Below are 22,688 nucleotides of genomic sequence, written 5' to 3' on the forward strand. Positions count from 1 at the left end.
CCTAAACAGTCAAGAAGGATCAAGCAAAGTCGGTGAAAGCAAACCATTAGGGACAACGGGGCGCCCTTCACGCCGATTGAGTTGAATAGCATCGGCTTGCGTATAATCACTCCGGATAAATTTTCCACACAGATGCCGGAAGCGATCAGGCCTAATAGCGTCCGCGCTCCTAACTATATAACCCTCACTCTGCGGTGAGCACTGCTCACGCCAGGCCTCGTGTATTGCCTGTTGCTCAAACACCCCATCATATAGCACAGGGACAGTAGAGACTCCCAGTCGCGAGAACAGTTGCACTGAATCATCCCACGACAAGCACTCATCAAGTGCCGTCCAAGCAGAAAAACTGAGAAAATAACTTTCCAGATCGCGATATTCTATAGCGTGACGTGCAAACAAATACTCTCCACAGACCCTGACGCCCGTAGGGATACGAATGGATAATTGATTCAAAAACTCTCTTAACCAATTCCGACTAGGATGAGATGGGCCGTCGACACTCCGACCATGAAAATAGTCGCGATAAATCGTAATATTCTCGCCGTCCATTTTCTCGGTAACGATGACTCTTTTGCCGTGTAGCGCCTTCGTGTCGGTCATTATTCTATCGCCCTCGGAGACCGCATCCACCCAAGGAAGAAGGAATGTGCGAGGGTATTTTGCCCATTGTACAAAGCTATCGCTCTTCCCCGTTTTCGCCAAAATATCCTGGACGTCCGAAGCATGAAAGAGCTCACCTCTGACTCGCTCCCCACTGCTGAGAATCTGATTTCCCCAACGATCATAAGTGAAGGTTTGATAGCACTGCGCGGGCACGAGTATCGAGTCAATACGGGCTAAACTTCTTAATTCAGCGGGATGAAACAATCCATTTTTTACGGCGGCCGCATGGGTGGCGCATAGAGACACCCAATTGTGGGCATCAAATGTAAATGTGTCCCAAAGACGAAGATCGAGTATAGAACACACCTCATCTGCCGTGCCTTCGCAGACGACGCACCTTTGATTGTCACGTGCAAGAACGACGCCTTGCTTATCCGGGGATAAATACATGCCATTCATACTTCACTAGGCCCTGCCATTGAATTGGAAACCACAGATGAGCGGCGTTGACCTTCAGACTCAACAAAACGCCCATCACTGTAATGAAATACTCGATTTGCCGCCGTCAGTGGTTGTTGGTGATGCGAAACAATAATTCGAGTGATATCAAGCGCTGTTAGTCGCTCAGTAAAATGACGTTCTCGCGTCGGATCCAGGTGACTTGTCGCCTCGTCGAGAAATAGAAATTTAGGACGTCTATAAAGTGCACGAGCAAGCAAAATCCTCTGTCGTTGACCCGACGACAAAATCGAGCCACTGTCCTTTATCTTTGTCTGCAAACCTTCAGAAAGCTTTACAACGTCATCGTAAATATCTACGGCACGAGCCACCTCGATGACGTACTCCATATCATAGTACTTTTCGAAGAAAGTAATATTTTCGAGAATACTTCCTGTGAACAGACGATCTTCCTGCATCACTGTCGCCAAATTTGACCTATAGTCTGCTGGACTCAGCTTATGTAAGTCACACCCTGCGATCAAGATCTGCCCTCTTTGCGGCACTGCCAGCCCTAGCATAAGGCGTAGCAACGTTGTCTTTCCACAACCCGACGGCCCCGTAAATGCAACACACTCCCCGGGGTGGATTTTCAACGAAAAATCTTCTAACACGTGGGTTCTGCTGCCAGGATGACTGAAATAAACATTACGAAATTCAATACTTGCAGAGCCGCCCTGAATATCAAAGCTATCCTCTTTCGCGACCGACGCCTCGGGCTCGTGTAAAGCGATGTCCGCCACCTTGTCACGATGTCCATCAAGCAAGGCTATCTCGGCCAACTTATTAGTTAACGTGAAGGAGCGATTAAGAAAAAGCTCGTTATAGGCTAGAAACACTATTAGTTGAGCAATAGTGATCGTTTGCTGCATCGTCATCCAGGCACCTAGCGCTATAACTATTACCCGCTCGATAGCCATCAGCGCTGTAAAATTCGTTCTCAAACTTGCCTCAACCTCTTGGTAACTTCTATCTCCATCAAACAGTTGAGAAACGTGCGCCAACCAGCCCTCCAGCCGGTTGTTCTCTCTCTGGAATAGCTTAACAGACTGGATACCCGAAATAGTTTCCCAAATGTGAGACTGCTGGACGACTGAATATTGGGAACGTTCATGCTCCGCCTTTCTCTGCCGTTTTAAACAGCGCCAACGCAGGATGATGTAGAACAGTAGGGCTGCCGCAGGCAATCCTGCTAACTGAGGAACAATAACGACCAGGACCAGTGCAGTAACCAATGCCATCAAACCGTCAAGAGCACCTTCGATAAAACCGACCGCCAGGGTACGCTGTATGTGCGCAACTGACCAAAACTTGGAGGCGACATCTCCTACTGAGCGTTGCTCAAAAAAACTGATCGGTAAACGGACAAGGTGCGTAAAGAGGTTGCTCAGCCAGCGCAAGTTTATGCGCTGGCTAAACTTTATCAACGCTTGGCTGCGAACATCGTGTAACAACATCTGCAACGCAACCAGTATAAAAAAAAATATAGCAGAGGTGGCCAAAAGTGGCCCATCTACGGCCGGCAGTACTCGATCAAGAACTAACTTCATGAACAGAGGAGACACAATCAAGCATAGTTCAATCCCTACCGCCAACACTCCAATACGGATTGTGGCCCCTGTCAAATCACCTAGATTCCCGGTTAGCCTGCTCAATGGGACCCTTACTTTTTTAGGCGGACGCGTATAGCCCATAGGCGAAACCTTTACGACGACACCGGAAAATATCTTCGCCAAATCGTCCCATTTAATATGCTCCGCCTCCGAACCTGACGATGTAACGAACATCGCACCCTGTTTACCGCGAGCAACCATCACGATGAAGCGACCATCAATCTGCCGAACCAATGTCGGCGACTGAAGTAAAGGCAATTCATCCAGTACTGCATTATGAGACTGAGCCACCAATCCACGCTGGCGTGCCTTTTCGTACACACCTTCTGCCTTTTCACCAACCGAATCCGGAGTGACATGATTCATTTCACAGCGATAATGTTCTGCAATAAAATCCAAACACCAGTCAACGTCATCCTGAATGGCCACTTTTTGCGCGCAAAAATGTATATTTGTATATTCATTGCTTCGCATATTAATTATCACTTCCTAACGAAAATCGAATAAACCCAATCAACAATCCATTCGTTGGCGATTTCAATATTGGCATCAACCGGCGTGCCTGCTGGAATAGGGAGATCAAGACCATCTTGACGAATAGCCTGCACATCCGGATGTACGATCACCCGATAGAACCCACGAATCGCTGGACGCTCATGACCATTTGCATCAGTTTGAACGGGCGCCCCTGAAATACTCGTTATGTTTCCCGTCTGAATTCCATATTTTTGATAGGGAAATGCCGCGTAGCGAAGTTTGACGTGCTGACCAACCTCCAAGCGAGCGGTGGCTTCAGCGGGTACATTAAGGCGTACAGATATTTTTGCGCCTTCGGGCGCCACCATAAAGAGGCTGTCACCACGGTTGACATATTGCCCTAGCCGAACACTAGAGACGACAACACGCCCCCCCACCCCTGCCGTAACCAGAGAGTTACTCTGAAACTTAGCTAGCTCGATCGCCTGGTTAGTTTTCTCGAGTTCCATTTGAAAGGACAGTTTATCGCTATTGGCCTGCTGCTCGAAATCAGCACTCTCCACGCGCAACTCTACATTCTGACGTTCTAGTTGCTGAACCTGTTGAGTCGCGGTAAGTACCCGTGACTGCAGTGTCGTGAAATCAGAGAGCTTTTCAGAAACGACCGTATGCGACACAAACCCCTCACGCTCTAGCTCGCGGTAACGCTCAATCATGTCCTTTGCTTGAACCACAGCAGGCTCCAACGACTTCAAGCCGATGCGGGCTTCATCGGTCTGATGATCGTTCATCCTCAACCGTTCGCTTAACCACTGCTTTTTCTGAGTTAAGCGAGAGTCTACTTGCTTAATTTTCTCTAAGATGAGATCCCGTTGTTGTCGCAATATCTCGATCGTCATTTTACTGAAGTCGTTGCCGTCTGCCCCTAACCGCTGCGGCGCCACTTCAGCCAGCGCTGTGTTGGCATTGATGCTGGAGCCCTCCTCAGTTATTAACCGAATAATCGTTCCGCTTTGTTCGGCAACAACAGAAACATATCCTCCTTCAGGTTCAGCTACTCCCGTGGCGACCGCCGTCTCGGTATACTCTCCGAAGATGATCACCGCCGCTAAAGCGCTTATTAGAAAAAAGATCACCGCACTTTTCTTACTCATATTTCTCTTGTCCCGCGCATAAAACGCGACACCCAAAGTTGCCGAGTAGGCTTAAATTTTTTTAGCCGAGCAGTAATGCACTGTATCAGCTGTATCAGCTATGCGTTTTTGGGTTTCGGGAGAAGGCGTAAAACCTTTATTCCGGTGAAATTGGATTCAGCATACTCCTGCACCGTGCGCAGACGAGACATGTCCATCGCAAAGTAGGTATCCGAGTCTTTTTTGATAATGTATTCGTCACCTGCATAGGCGCCACAGAAGTCGACACCCAGCTGTTCGCAACGCCGGTCATCGTCATAGAAAATGCCGGTATGTGAAGGTCGAGCTTCGTTCGTAGCGTGCTCACGTCGAGCAAAATGTCTGGAGGAGTGAATAAAGTATGCGGCGCCGGCTTGCTTCTTTACAATCCCAAGATGCCTGACCAAGATATGACGAAGATCCCCTTGCGCTGTTGTAGGATCCTTAGCAAATACAATAATGTCGCCATCTTGAAGCAGTTTGACATCCATTTTTTGCAAATCTACGGCACGAATGAATGTGTGACTGATGGCGCGCTCGCCACGTACAGGTGCTACAAGCTGCTCACGAAAATCAAAAGCCGCGGGTCGACGAATGACACGAAGATCGACTGCCATCGGAATAATGCATTCCGCCGTTACAAGTGTTGAGGTGACGTCGGTAAGCCAACCTTGCTCGATCGCCCGTTCGAGCAACGACTCCTCAACAAAGTGAAGAAATGAACCTGAAGCCGCATGACGACCTGACGCGGCCTCAACGTCGGGTACATCGTAACGCAGCACTTTAAGTTGCCTTACGAATTGCTCGAATGAGTCCGCGCGGCTCAGAGCAATGACAACGTAAATAAAAGTGATGCAATCCAGATTGGCCAAGTTCACGCGCAACATGTCCTCCGAAAGGATAGGAAGGTTGCTTTCAAACTCAAACGGCGTACCAATTAACCGCTCAGCCCAAACCGCCAATCGCTGACCTGGAGGCAATTCGGAGAATTCAAAGAGCAGGTCTTCGATCTCTTGCCGACTAATGAGATCACCCAGCGAAACGGCGCATGGGATACCGCCAATAACCTCTTGTAAATGAGAATTAGAAGACAAGTCGACCTCCTTGCAACTGGGCGTTATGGCCGTATGGCCAGGCATAGTTATCTCGCCCATGACCAAAACCCGCGCCTCTCACTACACGAACACCTAGAGGTTGTAATAAATTCTCCATCAATTCGTCCGCCGTGTAGTCAGCACCGGCCGGTAAATAGCACCGTACATATTCGCCCAGCACGATAGCTTTAACCCCGTCCAGAGCACCGCTGTCACGCAATTGAAGGACCATGCGATCCAAGCGAAACGCATGTTCTGTAACATCCTCAAGCATGAGAATGGCTCCTCGAGTGTTGATTTGCTGAGGAGTGCCGCACATGCTCGCGAGCATTGTCAGATTTCCACCTATCAGCTTCCCTTCAAGCGCGGCCTGGTTTGATGAGCTCACAGGCATTTCGCCATGAAAGTTACCAGTCAAAATATGCCGTACACGGGCTCTCGTTTCATCGGTCACGCCAGATGCTAGCGTATCAATCATCGGCCCGTGTACAAGCCGCGTATGCCCCTGGAGAGACAAGTAATGCAGCAGTGCTGTCGCATCTGAACAACCAATGACTATCCGATCATCATTCATACCCACAGGCAAGGCCTTGAGACAATGCTGAACCCCAAATCCTCCTCGAGCAATCCATACCACATCGATGCCGGTGGTTTCGAAGGCCCATCGCAAATCGGCGGAGCGCTGATCGTTATCTCCCGCCATATATCGCCACTTTGCTCCGACGTGAGGGCCGGTTATAACTTCATGCCCCCAACTACGTATAAGAGACAGTCCTTGCTCCAGGCCCGCTGGATCAGGTATCCCCGCAGGAGAGATGACCGCTATCGTAAGACGTTTATGGCTCATAATCATTTTTCTCTGGCAATCGAAGTACGGCTGACAATACCGTACTGTCCTCTAGCAAACACTCTTTCAGCGATGCAGGCACACCTGATTCAAGTGCGTATGCAGTGCGGGTACCAACAGCGAATGTAGCCGCATTTTTTTTACGGCGTCGACGCAAGCCGACACCAAGTTGCGCGCACCGTTGTTCGGTGTCATAGAAGACGTTGACGCCGGACTTGCCTTCGGGCAAATGTTCATAGTCTATTACGGATTGCAATACATACGCCTGGGTACGATCCACGAATAGGATCCCCACGTCATATGTCTGATGTGAGGTATTTGCGCGGTTTCTAAAAACAGCAATGTCTCCCGTACACAAACCAAGACTCGAATTTCCCTCAGCAAGGTCAGACTTTTCATCTAGGTCGCCTGCGATCAGAACCAACATGTTGCGCTCTATCGCTTGTTGCAATATTGACATAGTGTTGCGCCGCTGATCATCTGCGAGAGCCCTAGCGCGCAACGCTTGAAAACGCCGAACAAATGATGTCATGTCCTTGGCATCGGCCATCGCAATCGCTATCGCTGCAAGCGCTTCAGAGTCTAGTGCGCCGAGAGATAGAGATAAGCTGGTATCACCGGCCGAAAATCCAGATGACTTTAGACTGACAGGCGTCCCCATAAATGACTCCGCCGCCAGCCATAGGCGATTACCGCTCCCAGAGCGCACACTATTCACGCTTGCAATACGGGCAGCAAGAGAATCTCTTGTCCAGACTCCAAGTTCCAAGCGAACAGAAATGTCCCCGACGTGGAGGCTATCTGCTGAAGGTCGAGATATCACGACAGGGGAAGCAACGGCCGAGCGACGAACACATGCAGACATTTGCTCCATCCGGGTGTTTTGACGCAACTCCTTGAGCGGAATCCGGGCCCCAAGATCTTGCTGGATTCGCCAGGAGAGTTGCGTCAGAAGTAAAGAATACCCCCCCATTAACATAAAGTCGTCTTTCCAACTCAATGGCCGAAGACGGAGCAAGTCATACCAAATGTCGGCGAGACGATGATCTACATCATCGAACGGTCGTTGCTCTACCAACGCCTCTGAAATCTGAGCCTGCTCATTCAGATTCGTTCTTTGAGTATCGATAGCCATCGTACGCATCACGGCCGTCGGAAAGTGCCCCTCTGGTAATTTATCACCCTCTTCGTCAATTTTTTCTATCAGGGTGTAGAAGTCCGACGCAAGCGTGGCGATCGTTTCCTGTTTAAAGGCATCGACTTCGTATTCGAAATGTCCTGTGAATACGTCTCCACGGTCAGAAATGTTCAGCATCAGAGGAAATTTTGCCCGCCCATTGAAAACATTTAAATTTGGGGCGAACCGTCCACCTGCTTGATGAGCAACAGCTATTGACCGCGGTTGAAATTGTAAATACGCATTGATGAGATCCTCGCCTAAAGCTGGATTGGATTTTCGTGCCTGCTCCACAAGGCGCTCATACGTAAATGCACTATGATCAAAGGCATCGAGAAGCTGCTCGCGCACATGCGCTGCCATGCTATTGATTGTCGCGCCCGCTCCAAAATCAATACGGATTGCTAATGTGTTGATAAAACACCCTAATGCTCGACCAAAACGCCGCTGCTCACGGAAAGCTGTCGTCGTGCCCAGCAATAACTGGCGTCCCCCCGACACCGAGTGCAGCAAGATCGACCAGATGCACAGTATGCCGCCGAACTCGGTCAACCGATGCCGACGACACCACGCACGAAATCGATTCACGGCAGAAGGTGGTAATTCGATGGGGTACTCTGCACCACGCCGGTCGCGTCTCGGATCTGTTGGAGCGCAGAGATAGGGAAGTTCTAGCATGGGGAACTCGCCTATGAGTTGCTGATGCCAATACTCGACTAACCGCTGGCGGTCACGCTCGAACCTAGATCGCTCAAAATCAACGTACTCCCGGTATTGTGTTGCTACGGGTAACTGTTCATGACGTTCTCCGTTGCATGCTCGATATAAAACGTCGAGTTCTTCACAGAGCGTATTTATCGTTCGCTGGTCAACAGCAATGTGATGGGTCAAGAGAATCAAGAGATAATCTGACGGCCCCAAAGACCAAAGAAACGCACGAAAAACGGCACCATGTTCAAGATCAATATGTAATGACGCAATTTCCGCGCCCAACACTTCGCAGCGCTTGAGGCGTTGTTCCTCGGGGACCTCAATACTTCCCATCCACTCCAAATTCCATTTTTCGGGTGGAGAGACTTTTTGCCAAGCCACGCCTGCGACGATGGGATAGCTCGTGCGAAGGATTTCATGGCGCGCTACCAGTTGGCGTAATGATTCTGCAAGAACGTCTTGGTTCAAGTCGAAGCTCAGCCGCATTGCCAAAGTAACGTTATAGTGTGGATCATCCGGCGACAATTGAGACATATACCACATGCGCTTTTGGGCAGCTGAAGTAGGATACAAACCAGCAACCGGGATCGTCGCATTATCCGTCGCCATCGTCCGGAGAGAGTGCGGAGTCATTTCGGAGAGGTCACCGCTGTACATTCAACTTAGCCTGCATTGAAGCCACCTCGACAAGTGAAGGCAGTACGTGCTCTCGAGGAACACCAAAGTCGACCAGACATGCAATCTCGTCCACGCCAATTTCTTTTAGTGATCGAGCCATCGCTTCACAGTGAGACGGTGTCCCAATAAGTGAGCCGCCGTTCAGATAACGGCCCACTGCATGGTCGACCAGGGCGCCGCGATCGGCTGCAGCCAAACCACGCACTCTCTCGTAGCTTACTCGCGCGGAAGCAAAGTCCAGATGCGTATCCAGATATTCATAGAGAGCCCCTGCGCCGATCTGCGCTACAACCGTCGGATCTTGATGCACAAAGGTGTGCAACATGACCGTGACTCGCCCAGGACGGCCATTAAGCGCTTTGCGATAGATGGCAATGCGTTGACGCAACCCATCAAGGTCCAATGACAACATTGCAGTCAATACGTTGGATCCGCTGGCACCTGCACTCTCAAAACTCGACTCGCTGTCGGCAGCAGTAATCCACACAGGAAGCTCGCTTTGAACAGGCCGCGGTAGCACGGTGACGTTCTCATTTTCCCCTAAGCCGTTTATTCCGTTATAAGGCTCACCACGCCACATTGCGCGCAACACTCGAGTGCTGTCCGCGAAATGCTCTCGTCGTTTTTCATAACGCGTCGGATTGAGCACGAAATCGGTTGGATGAAAGCCCGGGGCAAGAGCCAGGCCTATGCGTCCATTAGAAATATTGTCGACAACGGACCACTGCTCTGCGATTTCGACTGGATTATGCAGCGGCAACACAATGCTGCCGGCTCTGATTTTTACGCGATGTGTTATAGCCGCAATCGCACTGGCTAACACAGCGGGAGCTGGGAAGAGCCCGCCGAATCGGTGAAAGTGCCTCTCTGGAATCCATATCGCCTCAAAATCGCTTTCATCGGCCAAGCGAGCGGCATCGAGTACAAGCCCATATAAGTTTGGCTGTGCGTGCTGAGAGGTCTCTCCAGAGAAGAAAAACACACTGAATCGCGGGAGGTGCTCGTGGACAGCATTTCCCATTGAGTCTGTATGTGCAGTTGCTGCAAGACCAAACTCAACAGGTCTAGCAGGTGAGGCAAGCGCTGAAGAGGTGATCGTGTCGACCGATAAAGCGCCGTCCATCTCTTCGCTATTCCGCACTAACAGCAATTCAAGCGAGCGGATTGTTGGCTCATGCAAGAACTCACGCAGGGAGATGCGCACTTCGGCTACGCCATTGACACGCTCAAGTACATCGAGTGCGGTAAGCGAGCATCCACCCAGTTCGAAAAAGTTAGTGTCTATATCAATGTCTTCAAGCTGAAGCGCATCGCAAAACGCCTGCTTCGCATAAGCTCGCATTTCTGCAGGGACCGGCTTGGAAACTTGAGTCAATTCGGAGGGTGCGGTAACCGCGGTCGCTTGCTGCACACGAACCATAGCAGGCGGATAGTAGGCCCTTCTCCGGTCCTCAAGTAGCTCGCTTGCATAATCATGTGCTTGCTGCCCTTCAAAGACTAATGGCCAATTGATAGTGGCGCCTAAACACCATGCTTGCCCGATGGCGCGTGTCATGTGCGCCGATGCCCGTTGATCAACTGTGTCAATGAAGTGGATATGAGGCGTCTCAATCGACAAGCTCACCTTAGTCGCTATCGCACCAACAATGACGTGCATCACACTGCCCGTCTCAGACATTAAGGTCCCCACAGCATCATCATCCTCTTCGAACACCACGTGCCAGAAATCACTGTTGTGCAGGTCATCTGACGAGGTATGCCGCGCAAGAGTTGCGGAGTACCAACTGATACCCTCGCGTATTTGTGCCATTTCCAGCGCGTCTTGGAGTTCGCTGGCAGATTCGGCCAACACCAATGCGGCTGCAACGTCCAAGGTTAATGCACCGCTTACGCAAGCAGCCGCGGCCTCACCGAAACCATAACCAGCGACTCGAAGAACAGGAACGCCCATTGCCGCCAGAGTGCGAGCAAGGGCGACTTGTACACAGAGACCCGCCAAACGATCTTGCGATGGCAGAGCAGTCGTATGTTCCCCCACCGTATTCGCAGTACCTTCGGAGCGCCCTACTCTTGAAACGATTGCCGCTAGATTGCGCCGGAAAACGGGGAAGCATCGGCTGAGATCACGGGCAACAGCTGCGGCCCCTCGCAGTTCACCGAAAACAAACAGAGTGCCAAGCCGCTCGCGTTCGACCAGTGAGAAAGCGACTACGGTGGTTGGATCAATTACTCGAACTGCATCGACAGAAGAAACGAAGATAGCGGCGCGCGCGCCTACTCCATTGCTATGGCTCGCCAAGGTAAAAGCCACATCAACGTAACGTAGACCAAGCGTTGCAGCGCGCTTGCATAACGATGCGTATCGAGCACGCAAAGTCTTTTCGTCAGTGCTGACTAAGGGCACAACCACCGGCCACGCATCACTCTCCAATGGATTCGACTGGCTGCGGTCCTCTGGTTGACTTTGAATGATCAGATGGGCATTTGTTCCCCCGAGGCCGAACGAGCTGATAGCAGCAGTAAGGGCTCCCACACTCGTCCAGGGAACAACCTTTTCTGCAAAAGAGAACTGTTCCTGGTGGCGGCGACTCTCGTCATGCAATCGCTCAAACGCTGCTTGCGGCACTATTTTCCGATGCTGCAACTGCAGGATAAGCTTGATCATCCCCGCGATTCCGGCAGCCGCATCAAGATGTCCGATGTTGGCTTTTACGCTACCTAGATAGACACGATGCTCAGGGCTATCGTCCAAGTGCAGCGCCTCGGATAGCGCAGCCAGTTCGATCGCATCTCCGACAGCGGTCCCGGTCCCGTGAGTTTCAACATAAGAAATGTCGCTCACCGACACCGTGGACCTCTCGAACGCTTGGCGAATAACTCGAACCTGGCCTTGCGTCGAAGGTGTCGAGAAGCCCATGCGATGACGGCCATCATTATTTACTGCACTGCCACAGATAACAGCGCGTATGGCTCGCTCAGCGGCCTGTGCGTCCGATAACCGTTGCAAGACCAGAATACCGACACCTTCACCGCGAACCGTGCCTGATGCACCCGCGTCGAAAGGTCGACATTGGCCGTCACGGGACATAATTCCATCCGGCACATATTTGTATCCGACATGTTGCGGCCACCCAATTGCAACGCCGCCGACGATTGCAAGGTCGCATTCACCCGCATGTAAAGCCTGGCATGCCAGGTGAACCGCAACGAGAGAGCTGGAGCACGCCGTCTGCACTGTCAGTGCAGCGCCCTCCGCACCAAGCCGATAGGCTACGCTTGTCGCCAGGTGAGCTGCACCGTTGAGTACATCAGCGCTGAATGAAGCAATCTCGCTTGCACCCGATAGGCAAGCTGTTCTGTATTCGTTATGGCTTTGCGCGGCAAATACGGCTGTACGCGTAAGATCTCGGCCGTCGATGCCAGCATCCTGTAGAGCAAGTCTGGCGCATTCGAGAAACTGCCTGTGCTGGGGATCGGTAAGAGCTGCCTCAGCCGGAGACATTCCGAACGAAGCCGGGTCGAACATTAGCGCGTCGTCCAAAAGGCCTCGGTACGGGACATAATCTGGATGGTCCAGATCTGAAGGTGCGACGCCATCGGCGATCATGGCCTCACGCTCTAGGCGCTGAATCGTGACCTTGCCCGAGCAGAGGTTTTCCCAAAAAGCGGCAGGAGAATTTGCACCGGGGAATCGACACCACATTCCAACTACTGCAATTTTGTTTTGCGAACTGTCCATAGTCATTTCTAATTCGAATAGTTAACTTGCTTATTGATTTGAGCCCCGCGCGAGACGAGGAGCGCCACCTGGGAGGGAACTGTCGAGTGCCTGAAAAGATCGGCGATACTGACCGTGACCCCTAGCCTTTCAACTAAGCGCCGCCGTAACCCGAGCATCAGTAATGAGTGCCCTCCGACATCAAAGAATGTCGCAGTTGCTGGGATGTGATTGGTGTGTTTTAGAAGCTCGCGCCAAATCTGCCGTACGCAGCCACCCAAATCAGAGCTGTCAGTCACTTCAACGGTACGGTTCACCTTCACCCTGGATAGCAAGTCCTGCGTATCGAGCTTGCCGGAAATGTGGCGCGGAATTGCGTCTATAACTTCAGTCATTCCGGGCACCCATCCAGCGGGCAAACGCTCACGGAGCCACAGATCCAGTTCAGATGTCTGCAACACATATCCACTTTTTGGTTTCACGAACGCGACCAGTTCGTCTTGCGGGTTGCTTTCCTCACCGGGGACAACAAGAAGCTCTACCTCCTGAACCCCCGGGTAGCTGTATATAACTTTTTCAACGCCTGACGGCTCGATCCGTATGCCACGGATCTTTAATTGAGAGTCGATACGCCCGTAATATTCGAGTTCTCCCTGCTCGTTCCAGCGCACAAGATCGCCTGTACGATAAGCTCGGGCGTCTGTACCTTCTGCGAACGGTACCGTACAAAATCCATTAGCCGTGGTCTGTCCCAAATAACCAATACCGACACAATCACCCGATACCACCAACTCGCCGACAGCACCACGTGGGAGGAGCCAGCCGTCCTTACCGGTCACATAGGCTTGTACGTTGGGCAGTGGTCGTCCAATGGGAACAATGGCGCCTGTGTCGCCAGATATCTCATGATAAATGCATCCGATTGTGGCCTCGGTCGGGCCATAAAGATTGACAATTCTGGCGGCTGGCAAGAGTGCTGAAAGGCGACGCGCTGTTTCAGCGCGAAGGCGCTCCGCTCCGAGTATCACCCAGCGCAGACCTTGCAATCGACCGACTGCCGAGTTTGCACTCTCGAACTCTGGCAACAACGATTGAAGAACCGAAGGCACGAAATCCGCAACCGTGACCTGTTCTCGTGCAACGAGTGTGGCGAGCGCCTCTACGTCAAATAGTTCGTGCCGCTCCGGCAACACACAGGTGCCACCTCTCGTGAGAGGCCAAAGCACTTGCCATACAGCACTGTCGAAGGCAAGGGGTGTTGTCTGAAGCGTGTTGGGCATTTCATCGCCAAAGAAACTAGTCATCCAGGCGAACCTGTTAAGCAATCCTCGTTGGGCAATGGCGACTGCTTTCGGCCGAGCGGTCGAACCTGAGGTAAAAATGACGTAGACAGCCGCCTCCCCGGTTAGGGTTTCTGATTTCTTGCGTCCAACTTCCTGCCCGCGCGGGCGCAATGCCACACTTGCCCCGTCCTGCTCGATCAAGATGGAGGCCCCCACGTCATCAAGTGCTGCCTCTCGAACTGAGGACGGCCACGCAGGATCAATCGGCAGAAATGCGGCGTCTGCCATGAGAATGCCTAAGGCCACAGCCGCAGGGTTAATGTCATCGTTCGCGATGAAAGGAACTATCGAGCCCTTACTAACCCCATGCTCAACCAACCGCTCTGCCAGATGTTGTGCGGCCATTGCCAGCTCAGCGTAAGTCTGCATATGCCGACCGCGTAATGCCCACGCCCCAGGGCGTCTGCGCGCATTTTGAAGAAATTGCTCCACGATCGAGTCTTGCTGCCTTGGCATGTTACCGCCAGAGGCCAATGCATACACGATCTCGTCTCGCTCCTTTTTCGGAACAATCACCATAGATTCCAGTGCGGCGTGCTCACTCGCAATGCCATTGGTCATCACGGTACAAATCTGCTCACACACACGCCCAAGCCATCTAGGGTGGAGACGACCGCCTATCCCATCAAGTGATAAAACGACCTCCTCCGCGCGCAACTCCACGGTTAGGGCCAAGTCACAACTCAATGTTGAGGAGTTCGTATCAACCGGCGCCAACGTTCGCAAGCGGCCGGTTTCCACTCTCAAATAATGAACTGACAGCACCGCCTGAAAGAGTGGATGTCGTCCTGACGCTCTCACAGGGTTAACAAGCGCGAGAATATCTTCAAAGGGCAAGTCAGCGTGGTCGAGCGCGCCGGCAATCGCTAAGGTGGCGTGGCGGCACAGCGCCAAGAAATCTCCTTCAGCAGGCAACCGACAACGCACCGGCAGAACATTCAGTAAAGGCGCGACAAGCTCATCATCTTCACCTGCCTCGCGCAACGATGTCGGCATGCCAATAGTGACGTCATTCTCTCCAACGTGTCGACAGAGGACGAGCGAGTAAGCGGCGAGAAACACGGCCGTCGGTGAGAATCCTTTCAAACTGCAAAACTCGAACAGCGACTTCCGCAACGGCTCATTTAGTTTCAAAGATTTCCGTATGCTGGTGACCGTGCGCGAAGGCTCCAATACTGACAATCCAGGAAGATTGAGCACGGTGACCGAGCCATCAAGCGCTTTGCGCCAATAACTGGATGCGTCCTCTCGCACCTGGTCACTCGCCGTCTGCAGGCGCGTAACAGCCTGGGCGAAAGAAGGAGGAGCATCCAGTTGGGGTTGGGCGCCATCGAGGACTATCGATGCGTAAGCACGATCGAAGTCGTGCAGGATCACCTCACAGGATCTCGCATCGGCGATGATGTGGTGGCAAACCATGACTAGTCTGTCATCTTCTGGTCCCGATAAAATCGCAGCTCGTAGCAAAGGGCCATCACAAAGGTCAAACGGCTCACGCAGGCTGGCAGGAAGATGCTGCGGCGTTAATACCTCCGGCAAACGTGCCACCGATTCAAATGCTAGAGGTGCTGCGACGAAATTGGCGATGGTGATTGATGGTGGATCGCTATCGACCATTTTGGCCCGCAGCATTTCATGACGATCGAATACACAACGCATGGCGGCAACAGCTGCCTCTAAATTGACGCGCCCATGCAGACGGGCTGCCCAGAGAATGTGATTCCCATCGTCAGCGCCACGCAGTTGCACGTTAAACCAGAAGCGTAACTGCTGCGGTAGAAGGGCTAATGATTCGGTTACAGTATTTGAAAGGCTCGTCTGTGAGGGGCTGCTTTCAGCGGCAAAGCATTCTAACGTAGGGTCTAGCAACAACGATGAGGGCAATATTCGACGTCCAATGAGGCGTCCGACGGCGGCGCATACCGACATAGCCATCAATGAGTTTCCACCCAGTCGCATGAAAGTATCGGCCGGACCTATTGGGTGCTCCAAGCGAAGCACTTTGGACCACGTCGCGGCTATCGCCTGCTCATGCTCGGTCAGACTGCGTCCTTGATAGGCCCCAGTCAAACCGGGCAATGGCAGTTGGTTCCAGTCGATTTTTCCATTCGAAAGTCGGGGCAACAACGGCACTGTCATCACGATCGGCAGCATCGCTGAAGGCAAGCGTGTGGCCAGAACACTTCGCCATTGCTCTGGTGTTCTGGTGCCGGCATCAGCTACCTGTACCACATAGGCAACCAACGCTGCATTACCTACTTCTCGCTGCCAAAACCGCAAGCATGCTTGTGCAACACCGTCTAGGCGATGCAATGCAGCCTCCACTTCTGCAGGCTCTATACGCACCCCAGCGACTTTGATTTGGTGATCTCGCCTTCCAATGTGAACAAGGCGACCATCGGGTAAAAAGCGACCTATGTCCCCCGTTCGATGAGCACGTGGTCTGGTGGCCGTATCGAGCAAAATTAATGCAGCAAGATCGTCCGGATGGTGTACATAGCCAAGTTTGACGTACGGGCTTCTAATCTCGATCTCTCCCGTCATCGTCGATTCGCCTATTTCATCGCTAATGAGCGCGATATCGGTACCGGTGACAGCTGTACCGATAGGCAATGAGGGCAAGTCACAGGCTTCACCGTGACGAAAGTGTGCCTGGAGTGCCATCGTGGACTCAGTCGGGCCGAAACCGTTGATCAGGATTGCCTCAGGCGGACAGCGGCGATTGAACAACGCAAGATCTTCGGACAGAGCCGCTTCGCCCCCAAGGACGATGCATCGAATCAACGGCAAGGAAAGGGGACCGGCGCTTGTGAATACCTCCCGAAATACCGACGGTGTTCCATGAAAGATGGTGATGGTCTCTTGAGAAAACCATCCGAGCAGGCCCGCGATACCACTCCTGGATAGATTCCAGGCAACCAAACGTGCGCCACTTGCCAATGCGCCAAATATATCCATCAGGGCTGCGTCGTAGCAGACATCAGCGATAAGACTAATGTGGTCGCTCTGCGTCATACCGACACTACGTACGTAGGTCATGATGTGGTAATTCAACGCGTCGGCGTCTTGTGCCACCCCCTTGGGGCGTCCTGTGGTGCCGGAAGTGAATAATACATACGCCGGCGCAGACGCCCCGGGGACAGGACCTCTTGCCACTATTGATATCGGACCAGAGTCTTTTGGGTCTGCAACATTGATAATGGATGAAATAGGGACTTCTGCCGATGGCCACAAAGAAGCCGTGTCGACTATGGCCACTTGTGCACCGACCGAACTAACAATATCACCTAATCGGCTTACCGGTTCCTTCTGGCTGACAGGGACAAAAACACATCGGTTCTGCAGGCAAGCAAGCATGGCTGCTACAGAGGAAATCACACTGCCACACCAAATGATGACCGGGGCTCCAGGTGCTGCAACCCGGTTGAGGTGCGCGCCAATGTTACGAGAAAGCTCGTGTAGAGCTTTTCTCGATATCGACATACCGTCAGCAGAGATTGCACAAGCATCCGGGTGTCGCTGTACGTGCTCTTCGAAGCAATCCACAACGGATCGCGTATCGACTGAATGCACCGCAGGAGCGCATGCGGAAGGTGATAGCGAGAACGGAGTACCTTTAACTGACGCTTCAATTGACGCAACCCAGCCGCTCAGCAACCAATCTAGGGTCTCACCACGAAAAGAGGCGGTGCGGCCATCAACGTAAAGCTCTGCACCTGTCTTGTGAACCCGCACTTGGAAATCCAGAAGCGCGTCAGACACCCCCAGATTGACTTCCTCAGCAATGAAGTCAGATTTTTCCAAACGCCGCGCTGGGGCATCGATCATGCCGAAACGCACGGGGAGAAGGTCCTTCCCTGCGTAGAGAGCACGCGCGAGCCCCTGCAACTGAATCGCAGATGCGTGGGCATGTAAGTGGCTACTGCGCACGGCGTCACGCACAACGCCAAGAACATCCGCCCACGGGGCTGTTTGGCTCATCTCAATAATAAGCGGCACAAGTGCAGCTTCGAAGCCTATCTGCGGGTCTAGGAATGGCGAACGCGTCGACATCATGGTGCCCAAGACTACATGTGACTGCCCGCTCCAAATCGAAAGCAAACGCGACAGTGACGCAACAAGAAATTCGTATCGCGTCAAGCCTCGAATTGAAGCGACCTCTCCAATTTTTGCCCAAGTGGTGGCCCCAAAAAGGTGACGTCTCCTCTCGCAATCAAGTTGTCCATGGGAAGCCGTACTTGCGGTGAAATCAAGAGGAATCGAAATGGGTGGTACCCGTTCAACTTTGCATTTCCACCAAGCGATATCTTTTTCGTCAGTTATCTCATCGTGCGGCATGAACTCAGGTTGTGCCGTTTGTGGCTCCCCAGAAACACCTTCGAGCGCTTTCTGAAACTGCCGCATGATGATGTCGACCGACACTTCATCTACCAACAGATGGTGCAGGGTCAGCAGAAGCCAAGGAGCGAGATCTGGTCGAAGGAAGAGCTGCCCTTGCCATCCGTACCCGTCCCGAGGGTCGATGGGCGTGCGCGCTGCGGCGACTACTTTCGCGTAGAGCACTTTATCGTCGGCAGCAATCGACTCGATCAACAGAGGCAGCTCAAGGTCAGAAAATACCCATTCCCCGTCCTCACTGGCACGAGCAGACAAGAGTGGGTTGTTCTTTTGAACCTGCTTCAGTGCCGCCTCAATTTCGGAAAGCGATACCCGACTAACGAACTTCAAGCAAAAGGCAACGTTGGCAACGGGCGCTGGCGCCATGAGCATTGAGAAACTCAGCATCTGGCGTTGCGCAGACGTCATCGGTAGCGCTTTCACGTGTACAAGGCCACCGAAAGGCAAAGCATCGATTTTTTTGTTCAGCGCAACTCGTTGACTAAATTCAGTTAGTTTCGGTGACTCGAACAACGTTGAAACTGGAACGGCCACGCACAGAGTCTTAGCCAGACGATGAGCAACCACGTGCGCCGCTCTGGAGTCGCCTCCGATTTCAAAGAAGTGATCGTTGCGCCCTACTGCCGCGATGCCAATAACATCAGACCATATGCCTGCAATCACCTTCTCAAGCGAAGAGACCGGCTCCTCCTCACGTGTAAGCGGCTCACCGATCTCCTGCACGGGGGCTGGTAGATTTCTTCTGTCTACTTTGCCATTGGCGTTAAGCGGCAGAGACTCCATCACCACCCAAACGCTTGGAAGCATGTAGACAGGTAGCGTAGCCGCCAATGCTTCGCGCAATGCACCTCTATCGATCTTTTGATTCTTCGTCGCCACGTAAGCAACCAGTTGCTGCGAATGCGGCGTGGGCTCATGCAGCAACACCGCTGTCGCGTAAACGCCGGGCTGTTGAGCAATCAAATGCTCAATCTCGCCAAGCTCAATACGTACACCGCGTAATTTGATCTGTGTGTCTAGTCGGCCGAGGTACTCCAATGCGCCATCGACACGATAACGCACACGGTCGCCCGTACGGTACATACGGGAACCTGGGGAACCGAATGGATTGTTTATAAAGACCTGCTCAGTCAGTTCTGGCTTTCCCAGGTAACCGCGAGCGAGCCCCGCCCCTGCAATGAACAGCTCTCCAACTACACCTGCCGGAACAGGTTGTAAGCAGGAGTCCAGCACATATAGCTGTGTGTTTGCGATAGGACGCCCAATGGGTATGCTGAGCGACGTATCGCCCGGTAAGCACGTCCAAGACGACACATCCACCGAGGCCTCGGTTGGACCATACAGATTGTGCAGGCTCGTATCAGACAAGCACTGGTGAAAAGCCCTGGCGAGCGCGACAGGTAATTCTTGACCGCTACAAAAGACATGGCGCAACGAACCGCACTGCCCCTCTACAACCTCATTGAGAAACGGCTCCAGCATGGGGGGAACAAAGTGCATTACGGTAATGCCCTTTTGTTCGACTAGCGAATAAAGGTATTGCGCATCCTGGTGGCCACCGGGTTTAGCCATAATCAGCATGGCTCCTTGGGTCAGCGGCCAGAAAAATTCCCACAGGGAGACATCAAATGAGAACGGCGTCTTTTGCAGGATTCGATCATCTCCAGAGATCGGATAGGCACGCTGCATCCAGAGAATCCGGTTCACAATTCCCGCATGAGTAATGCAGACCGCTTTGGGTTGGCCTGTGGAGCCAGAGGTGTACAAGACGTAAGCTAGATGACTGGTTGCCACCGGTGGCAGATTAATGTCGTTGTTATTCCCATGCTCATCTTCCAACCAGCAAACAGGCTGGGACAGCACGGGCAGGCGGTTCTGCAAATGACGTTGAGCTAAGATGATCGCCACTTTAGCGTCGTCTGCCATGAACCGAATGCGATCGGCGGGCAGCGTGGGATCAAGGGGGAGATAGGCACCTCCCGCCTTAAGGGTGGCCAATAACGCAACGACCATGTCGATGGACCGCTCGGCAAATACTCCGACAATGCAGTCAGGACCCACTCCAAGCGAACGCAAGTGTCGAGCTACATCCGTGGCCCGAGCGTCCAGTTCTGCATAGCTGGTGCACTCATCCTCAAATGCGATGGCAAGCGCGTTCGGGGTCCGCATGACTTGCTCTTCAACTAGGCCGACCAACGTCTCATGGCCAGGGATCTCTTCGTCGGTCGCATTCGATTGCTGAACTAACCTGATGTACTCATCGGCCCCCAGAAGCGGCAAGTCCCTTAGGAGACTCATTGGCTCGCTTACAATCCGTTGCAGTACAGCACTCAAACTATCGGCGACGTTAACGTGTTCGATCTTCCGTTGCACATCGCTGCTGTAAGTCCATTTAGCGACTGCTCCCTCCCCCAAAACAAGCCGAACCTCAGCATCATTGGCCTCATATAAAGCAGCGCTGCTTGCCCAACTGGCGAACGTAGCCTCACCGTCAAAAACGAATTTTAGCCCCTCGGCTGAGGCACCAATGAGCATGACATGAACAACATCGAGTTGGGCGACGCGGGCCACGGCCACCGCCAAAGCTGCCGAAATGACGTGCTCCAGAGGGGATTTAATGGGGTGGAGCAATACGTTCAGGATGCCCTCCGGCAAGGCCTCCAGCTGTTGGTAGGAAGGCCAAGCAAGCGGCGACAACTGTCTATCGACATCGTCCATCGTCCTCAGGCGTACCCGGTCTACCTTGCCGTTCGGCAAACGCGGGATCAGAGGGCACGTCTTCCATTCAGTTGGAACCATGTAGCGCGGAAGACGCTGCATTAATGTCGAACGAGCACCCTCGATGATTTTTTCGCTTACGCTGTCCGTAGAGAGATGGGCGACTAGGCGCAATGGCTCGCCAGCGACAGCAACCGCTACCACGGCAGCGTCGATCACTCCAGGACACTGCCGAAGCAGATCTTCTACTTGCGCCGGCTCAACTCTGAACCCGCGTATCTTGATTTGATCATCACTCCGTCCCAAACACTCTAGGTTCCCATCTGCTCGCCAGCGGCCAAGGTCACCCGTCCGGTATCCACGTACGGTTCTTCCCCCAATTTCCTTGGTGAAGAACCTGGCCCGCATATCATCCGGACGCCCTAGATATCCGGCAGCAACACCGGCCCCCAAAATGACAATTTCCCCTACATCACCGGCATTCACTTCATCTCCATTCTCTCCCTCCAAGCGAATGGACGTTTCACGAATGGGACGGCCAATGGTAGGCGATGAGTCTTTGGACGTTAGCTCGCAGAAGGTGGAGTAAACGGTCGTTTCAGTCGGGCCATAAAGATTGCATACGCGGCTCACCCCAGGTTGCGCGTGAAGGTCACGAACGAGATCGGCGTTTACCGGCTCGCCCGCGACGTTTATCGTACGCGCCGTCGTCGGTATGGCATTCATGCGCAGCAATTCGCGCATGACGCTTGGTACCGTATTGATCAATGAGATCGGGAGTGATGGCGTATCATCGACGAGAGACAAGGCATCGCTAACGACATATACCGTACCGCCGCAAGAGAGGGGCAAAAACATCTCAAACACCGATATATCAAAGCAAATCGATGTCGAGAACAGAACGCACTTTGTCTCTTCGTGAGTGTAGCGATCAAGCGCCCATTGAATTAGATTGACGACGTTGTTATGACCGACCAGCACGCCCTTGGACTTTCCTGTCGATCCCGATGTGTAGATGAGGTAGGCAATTGAGCCATCGTCGATCTGGGCATTCGGCTGATCCTCTGACACTGAGGGCAAATCTTCAGCCGTGCAGATTTTAACTTGATGCTGAGCCTGTGGCACGTCGCTCGCGTCGTCGCACAATACGACGCGCGCCGCTGAATCCTCAAGAACAAATTCCCGATAAGCTGCCGGGTAAGCAGGATCAAGCGGCACATAGGTGCAACCAGCTCGCAATATGCCGAGCAAAGCACAGATAAGGTCCGGGGTGCGATGAAGAGCAACAGCAATGCGCTCTCCTGGCTTCGTGCCAAGTTGTACAAGCGCTGCCATCCATTGGTTTGAGCGAGCGACTAACTCCTGATAAGTCAGCGCTTGCGCTCCGTCTCCAGCAATGGCGCAAGCAAGTGGCGTAAGTTCCGCTTGCTCCAGGACGAAGTCGTGGAGAGTCTTTTTCGATGAAACGTCATATTGAACGTCGTACGCCTCAGGGTCTAAATACATCTCACTTCCTTACTGGGCTTTATCCACAACTGCACACGGAGTTGACTTCCCCGCCGTACTCACGAAACAACTCAACCCATTCAATGAGTATCGCGTGATCCCGTGGAGACAAAGGAGTAAGGCTGTGCTCAAGTG

General features: G+C 52.7%; 8 protein-coding genes. All 8 read right to left on the bottom strand.

The annotated features are described in order from the left end of the window. Nucleotides 1-9: 9 nt before the first annotated feature. The 8 genes from A7K61_RS33065 to A7K61_RS03435 all read right to left on the bottom strand — a co-directional run bounded on the left by A7K61_RS33065 (nucleotide 10) and on the right by A7K61_RS03435 (nucleotide 22,553). Nucleotides 10-1,062, bottom strand: a complete 1,053-nt coding sequence (locus A7K61_RS33065) for an RNA ligase family protein (protein WP_171905451.1) — start codon at nucleotides 1,060-1,062, stop codon at nucleotides 10-12. Then, nucleotides 1,059-3,188 (bottom strand): peptidase domain-containing ABC transporter, encoded by a 2,130-nt coding sequence (locus tag A7K61_RS03405; RefSeq protein WP_019819753.1) that lies wholly within the window; start codon nucleotides 3,186-3,188, stop codon nucleotides 1,059-1,061. Before A7K61_RS03405 ends, A7K61_RS33065 begins: the two co-directional genes overlap by 4 nt. An 8-nt stretch (nucleotides 3,189-3,196) precedes the next feature. Next, nucleotides 3,197-4,345 (bottom strand): HlyD family secretion protein, encoded by a 1,149-nt coding sequence (locus A7K61_RS03410; RefSeq protein ID WP_019819755.1) that lies wholly within the window; start codon nucleotides 4,343-4,345, stop codon nucleotides 3,197-3,199. Between the two features lie 98 nt (nucleotides 4,346-4,443). After that, nucleotides 4,444-5,457, bottom strand: a complete 1,014-nt coding sequence (locus tag A7K61_RS03415) for an N-acetylmuramoyl-L-alanine amidase-like domain-containing protein (RefSeq protein ID WP_019819757.1) — start codon at nucleotides 5,455-5,457, stop codon at nucleotides 4,444-4,446. After that, on the bottom strand, nucleotides 5,447-6,310 hold the full coding sequence (locus tag A7K61_RS03420) for an LD-carboxypeptidase (RefSeq protein WP_323570853.1): 864 nt from the start codon (nucleotides 6,308-6,310) through the stop codon (nucleotides 5,447-5,449). The genes A7K61_RS03415 and A7K61_RS03420 overlap by 11 nt, the downstream gene beginning before the upstream one ends. Further along, nucleotides 6,294-8,849 carry a condensation domain-containing protein gene (locus A7K61_RS03425; protein ID WP_019819761.1) on the bottom strand — a complete coding sequence of 852 codons (2,556 nt, stop codon included), beginning with the start codon at nucleotides 8,847-8,849 and terminating at the stop codon, nucleotides 6,294-6,296. Before A7K61_RS03425 ends, A7K61_RS03420 begins: the two co-directional genes overlap by 17 nt. After that, nucleotides 8,836-12,609 carry a MupA/Atu3671 family FMN-dependent luciferase-like monooxygenase gene (locus tag A7K61_RS03430; protein WP_074059239.1) on the bottom strand — a complete coding sequence of 1,258 codons (3,774 nt, stop codon included), beginning with the start codon at nucleotides 12,607-12,609 and terminating at the stop codon, nucleotides 8,836-8,838. Before A7K61_RS03430 ends, A7K61_RS03425 begins: the two co-directional genes overlap by 14 nt. Nucleotides 12,610-12,617: 8 nt before the next feature. Then, nucleotides 12,618-22,553, bottom strand: coding sequence for a non-ribosomal peptide synthetase (locus A7K61_RS03435; RefSeq protein WP_019819764.1), 9,936 nt, complete (start codon nucleotides 22,551-22,553; stop codon nucleotides 12,618-12,620). Between the last annotated feature and the right edge of the window lie 135 nt (nucleotides 22,554-22,688).

This window comes from Pseudomonas sp. AP42, from assembly GCF_001728935.1.
Classification (GTDB): domain Bacteria; phylum Pseudomonadota; class Gammaproteobacteria; order Pseudomonadales; family Pseudomonadaceae; genus Aquipseudomonas; species Aquipseudomonas lactis.

Coding starts and splice junctions, on each gene's coding strand:
- A7K61_RS03435 (WP_019819764.1), bottom strand. CDS start 22,553: ATGTATTTAGACCCTGAGGCGTACGACGTTCAATATGACGTTTCATCG.
- A7K61_RS03410 (WP_019819755.1), bottom strand. CDS start 4,345: ATGAGTAAGAAAAGTGCGGTGATCTTTTTTCTAATAAGCGCTTTAGCG.
- A7K61_RS03420 (WP_323570853.1), bottom strand. CDS start 6,310: ATGATTATGAGCCATAAACGTCTTACGATAGCGGTCATCTCTCCTGCG.
- A7K61_RS03405 (WP_019819753.1), bottom strand. CDS start 3,188: ATGCGAAGCAATGAATATACAAATATACATTTTTGCGCGCAAAAAGTG.
- A7K61_RS33065 (WP_171905451.1), bottom strand. CDS start 1,062: ATGAATGGCATGTATTTATCCCCGGATAAGCAAGGCGTCGTTCTTGCA.
- A7K61_RS03425 (WP_019819761.1), bottom strand. CDS start 8,849: ATGTACAGCGGTGACCTCTCCGAAATGACTCCGCACTCTCTCCGGACG.
- A7K61_RS03430 (WP_074059239.1), bottom strand. CDS start 12,609: ATGGACAGTTCGCAAAACAAAATTGCAGTAGTTGGAATGTGGTGTCGA.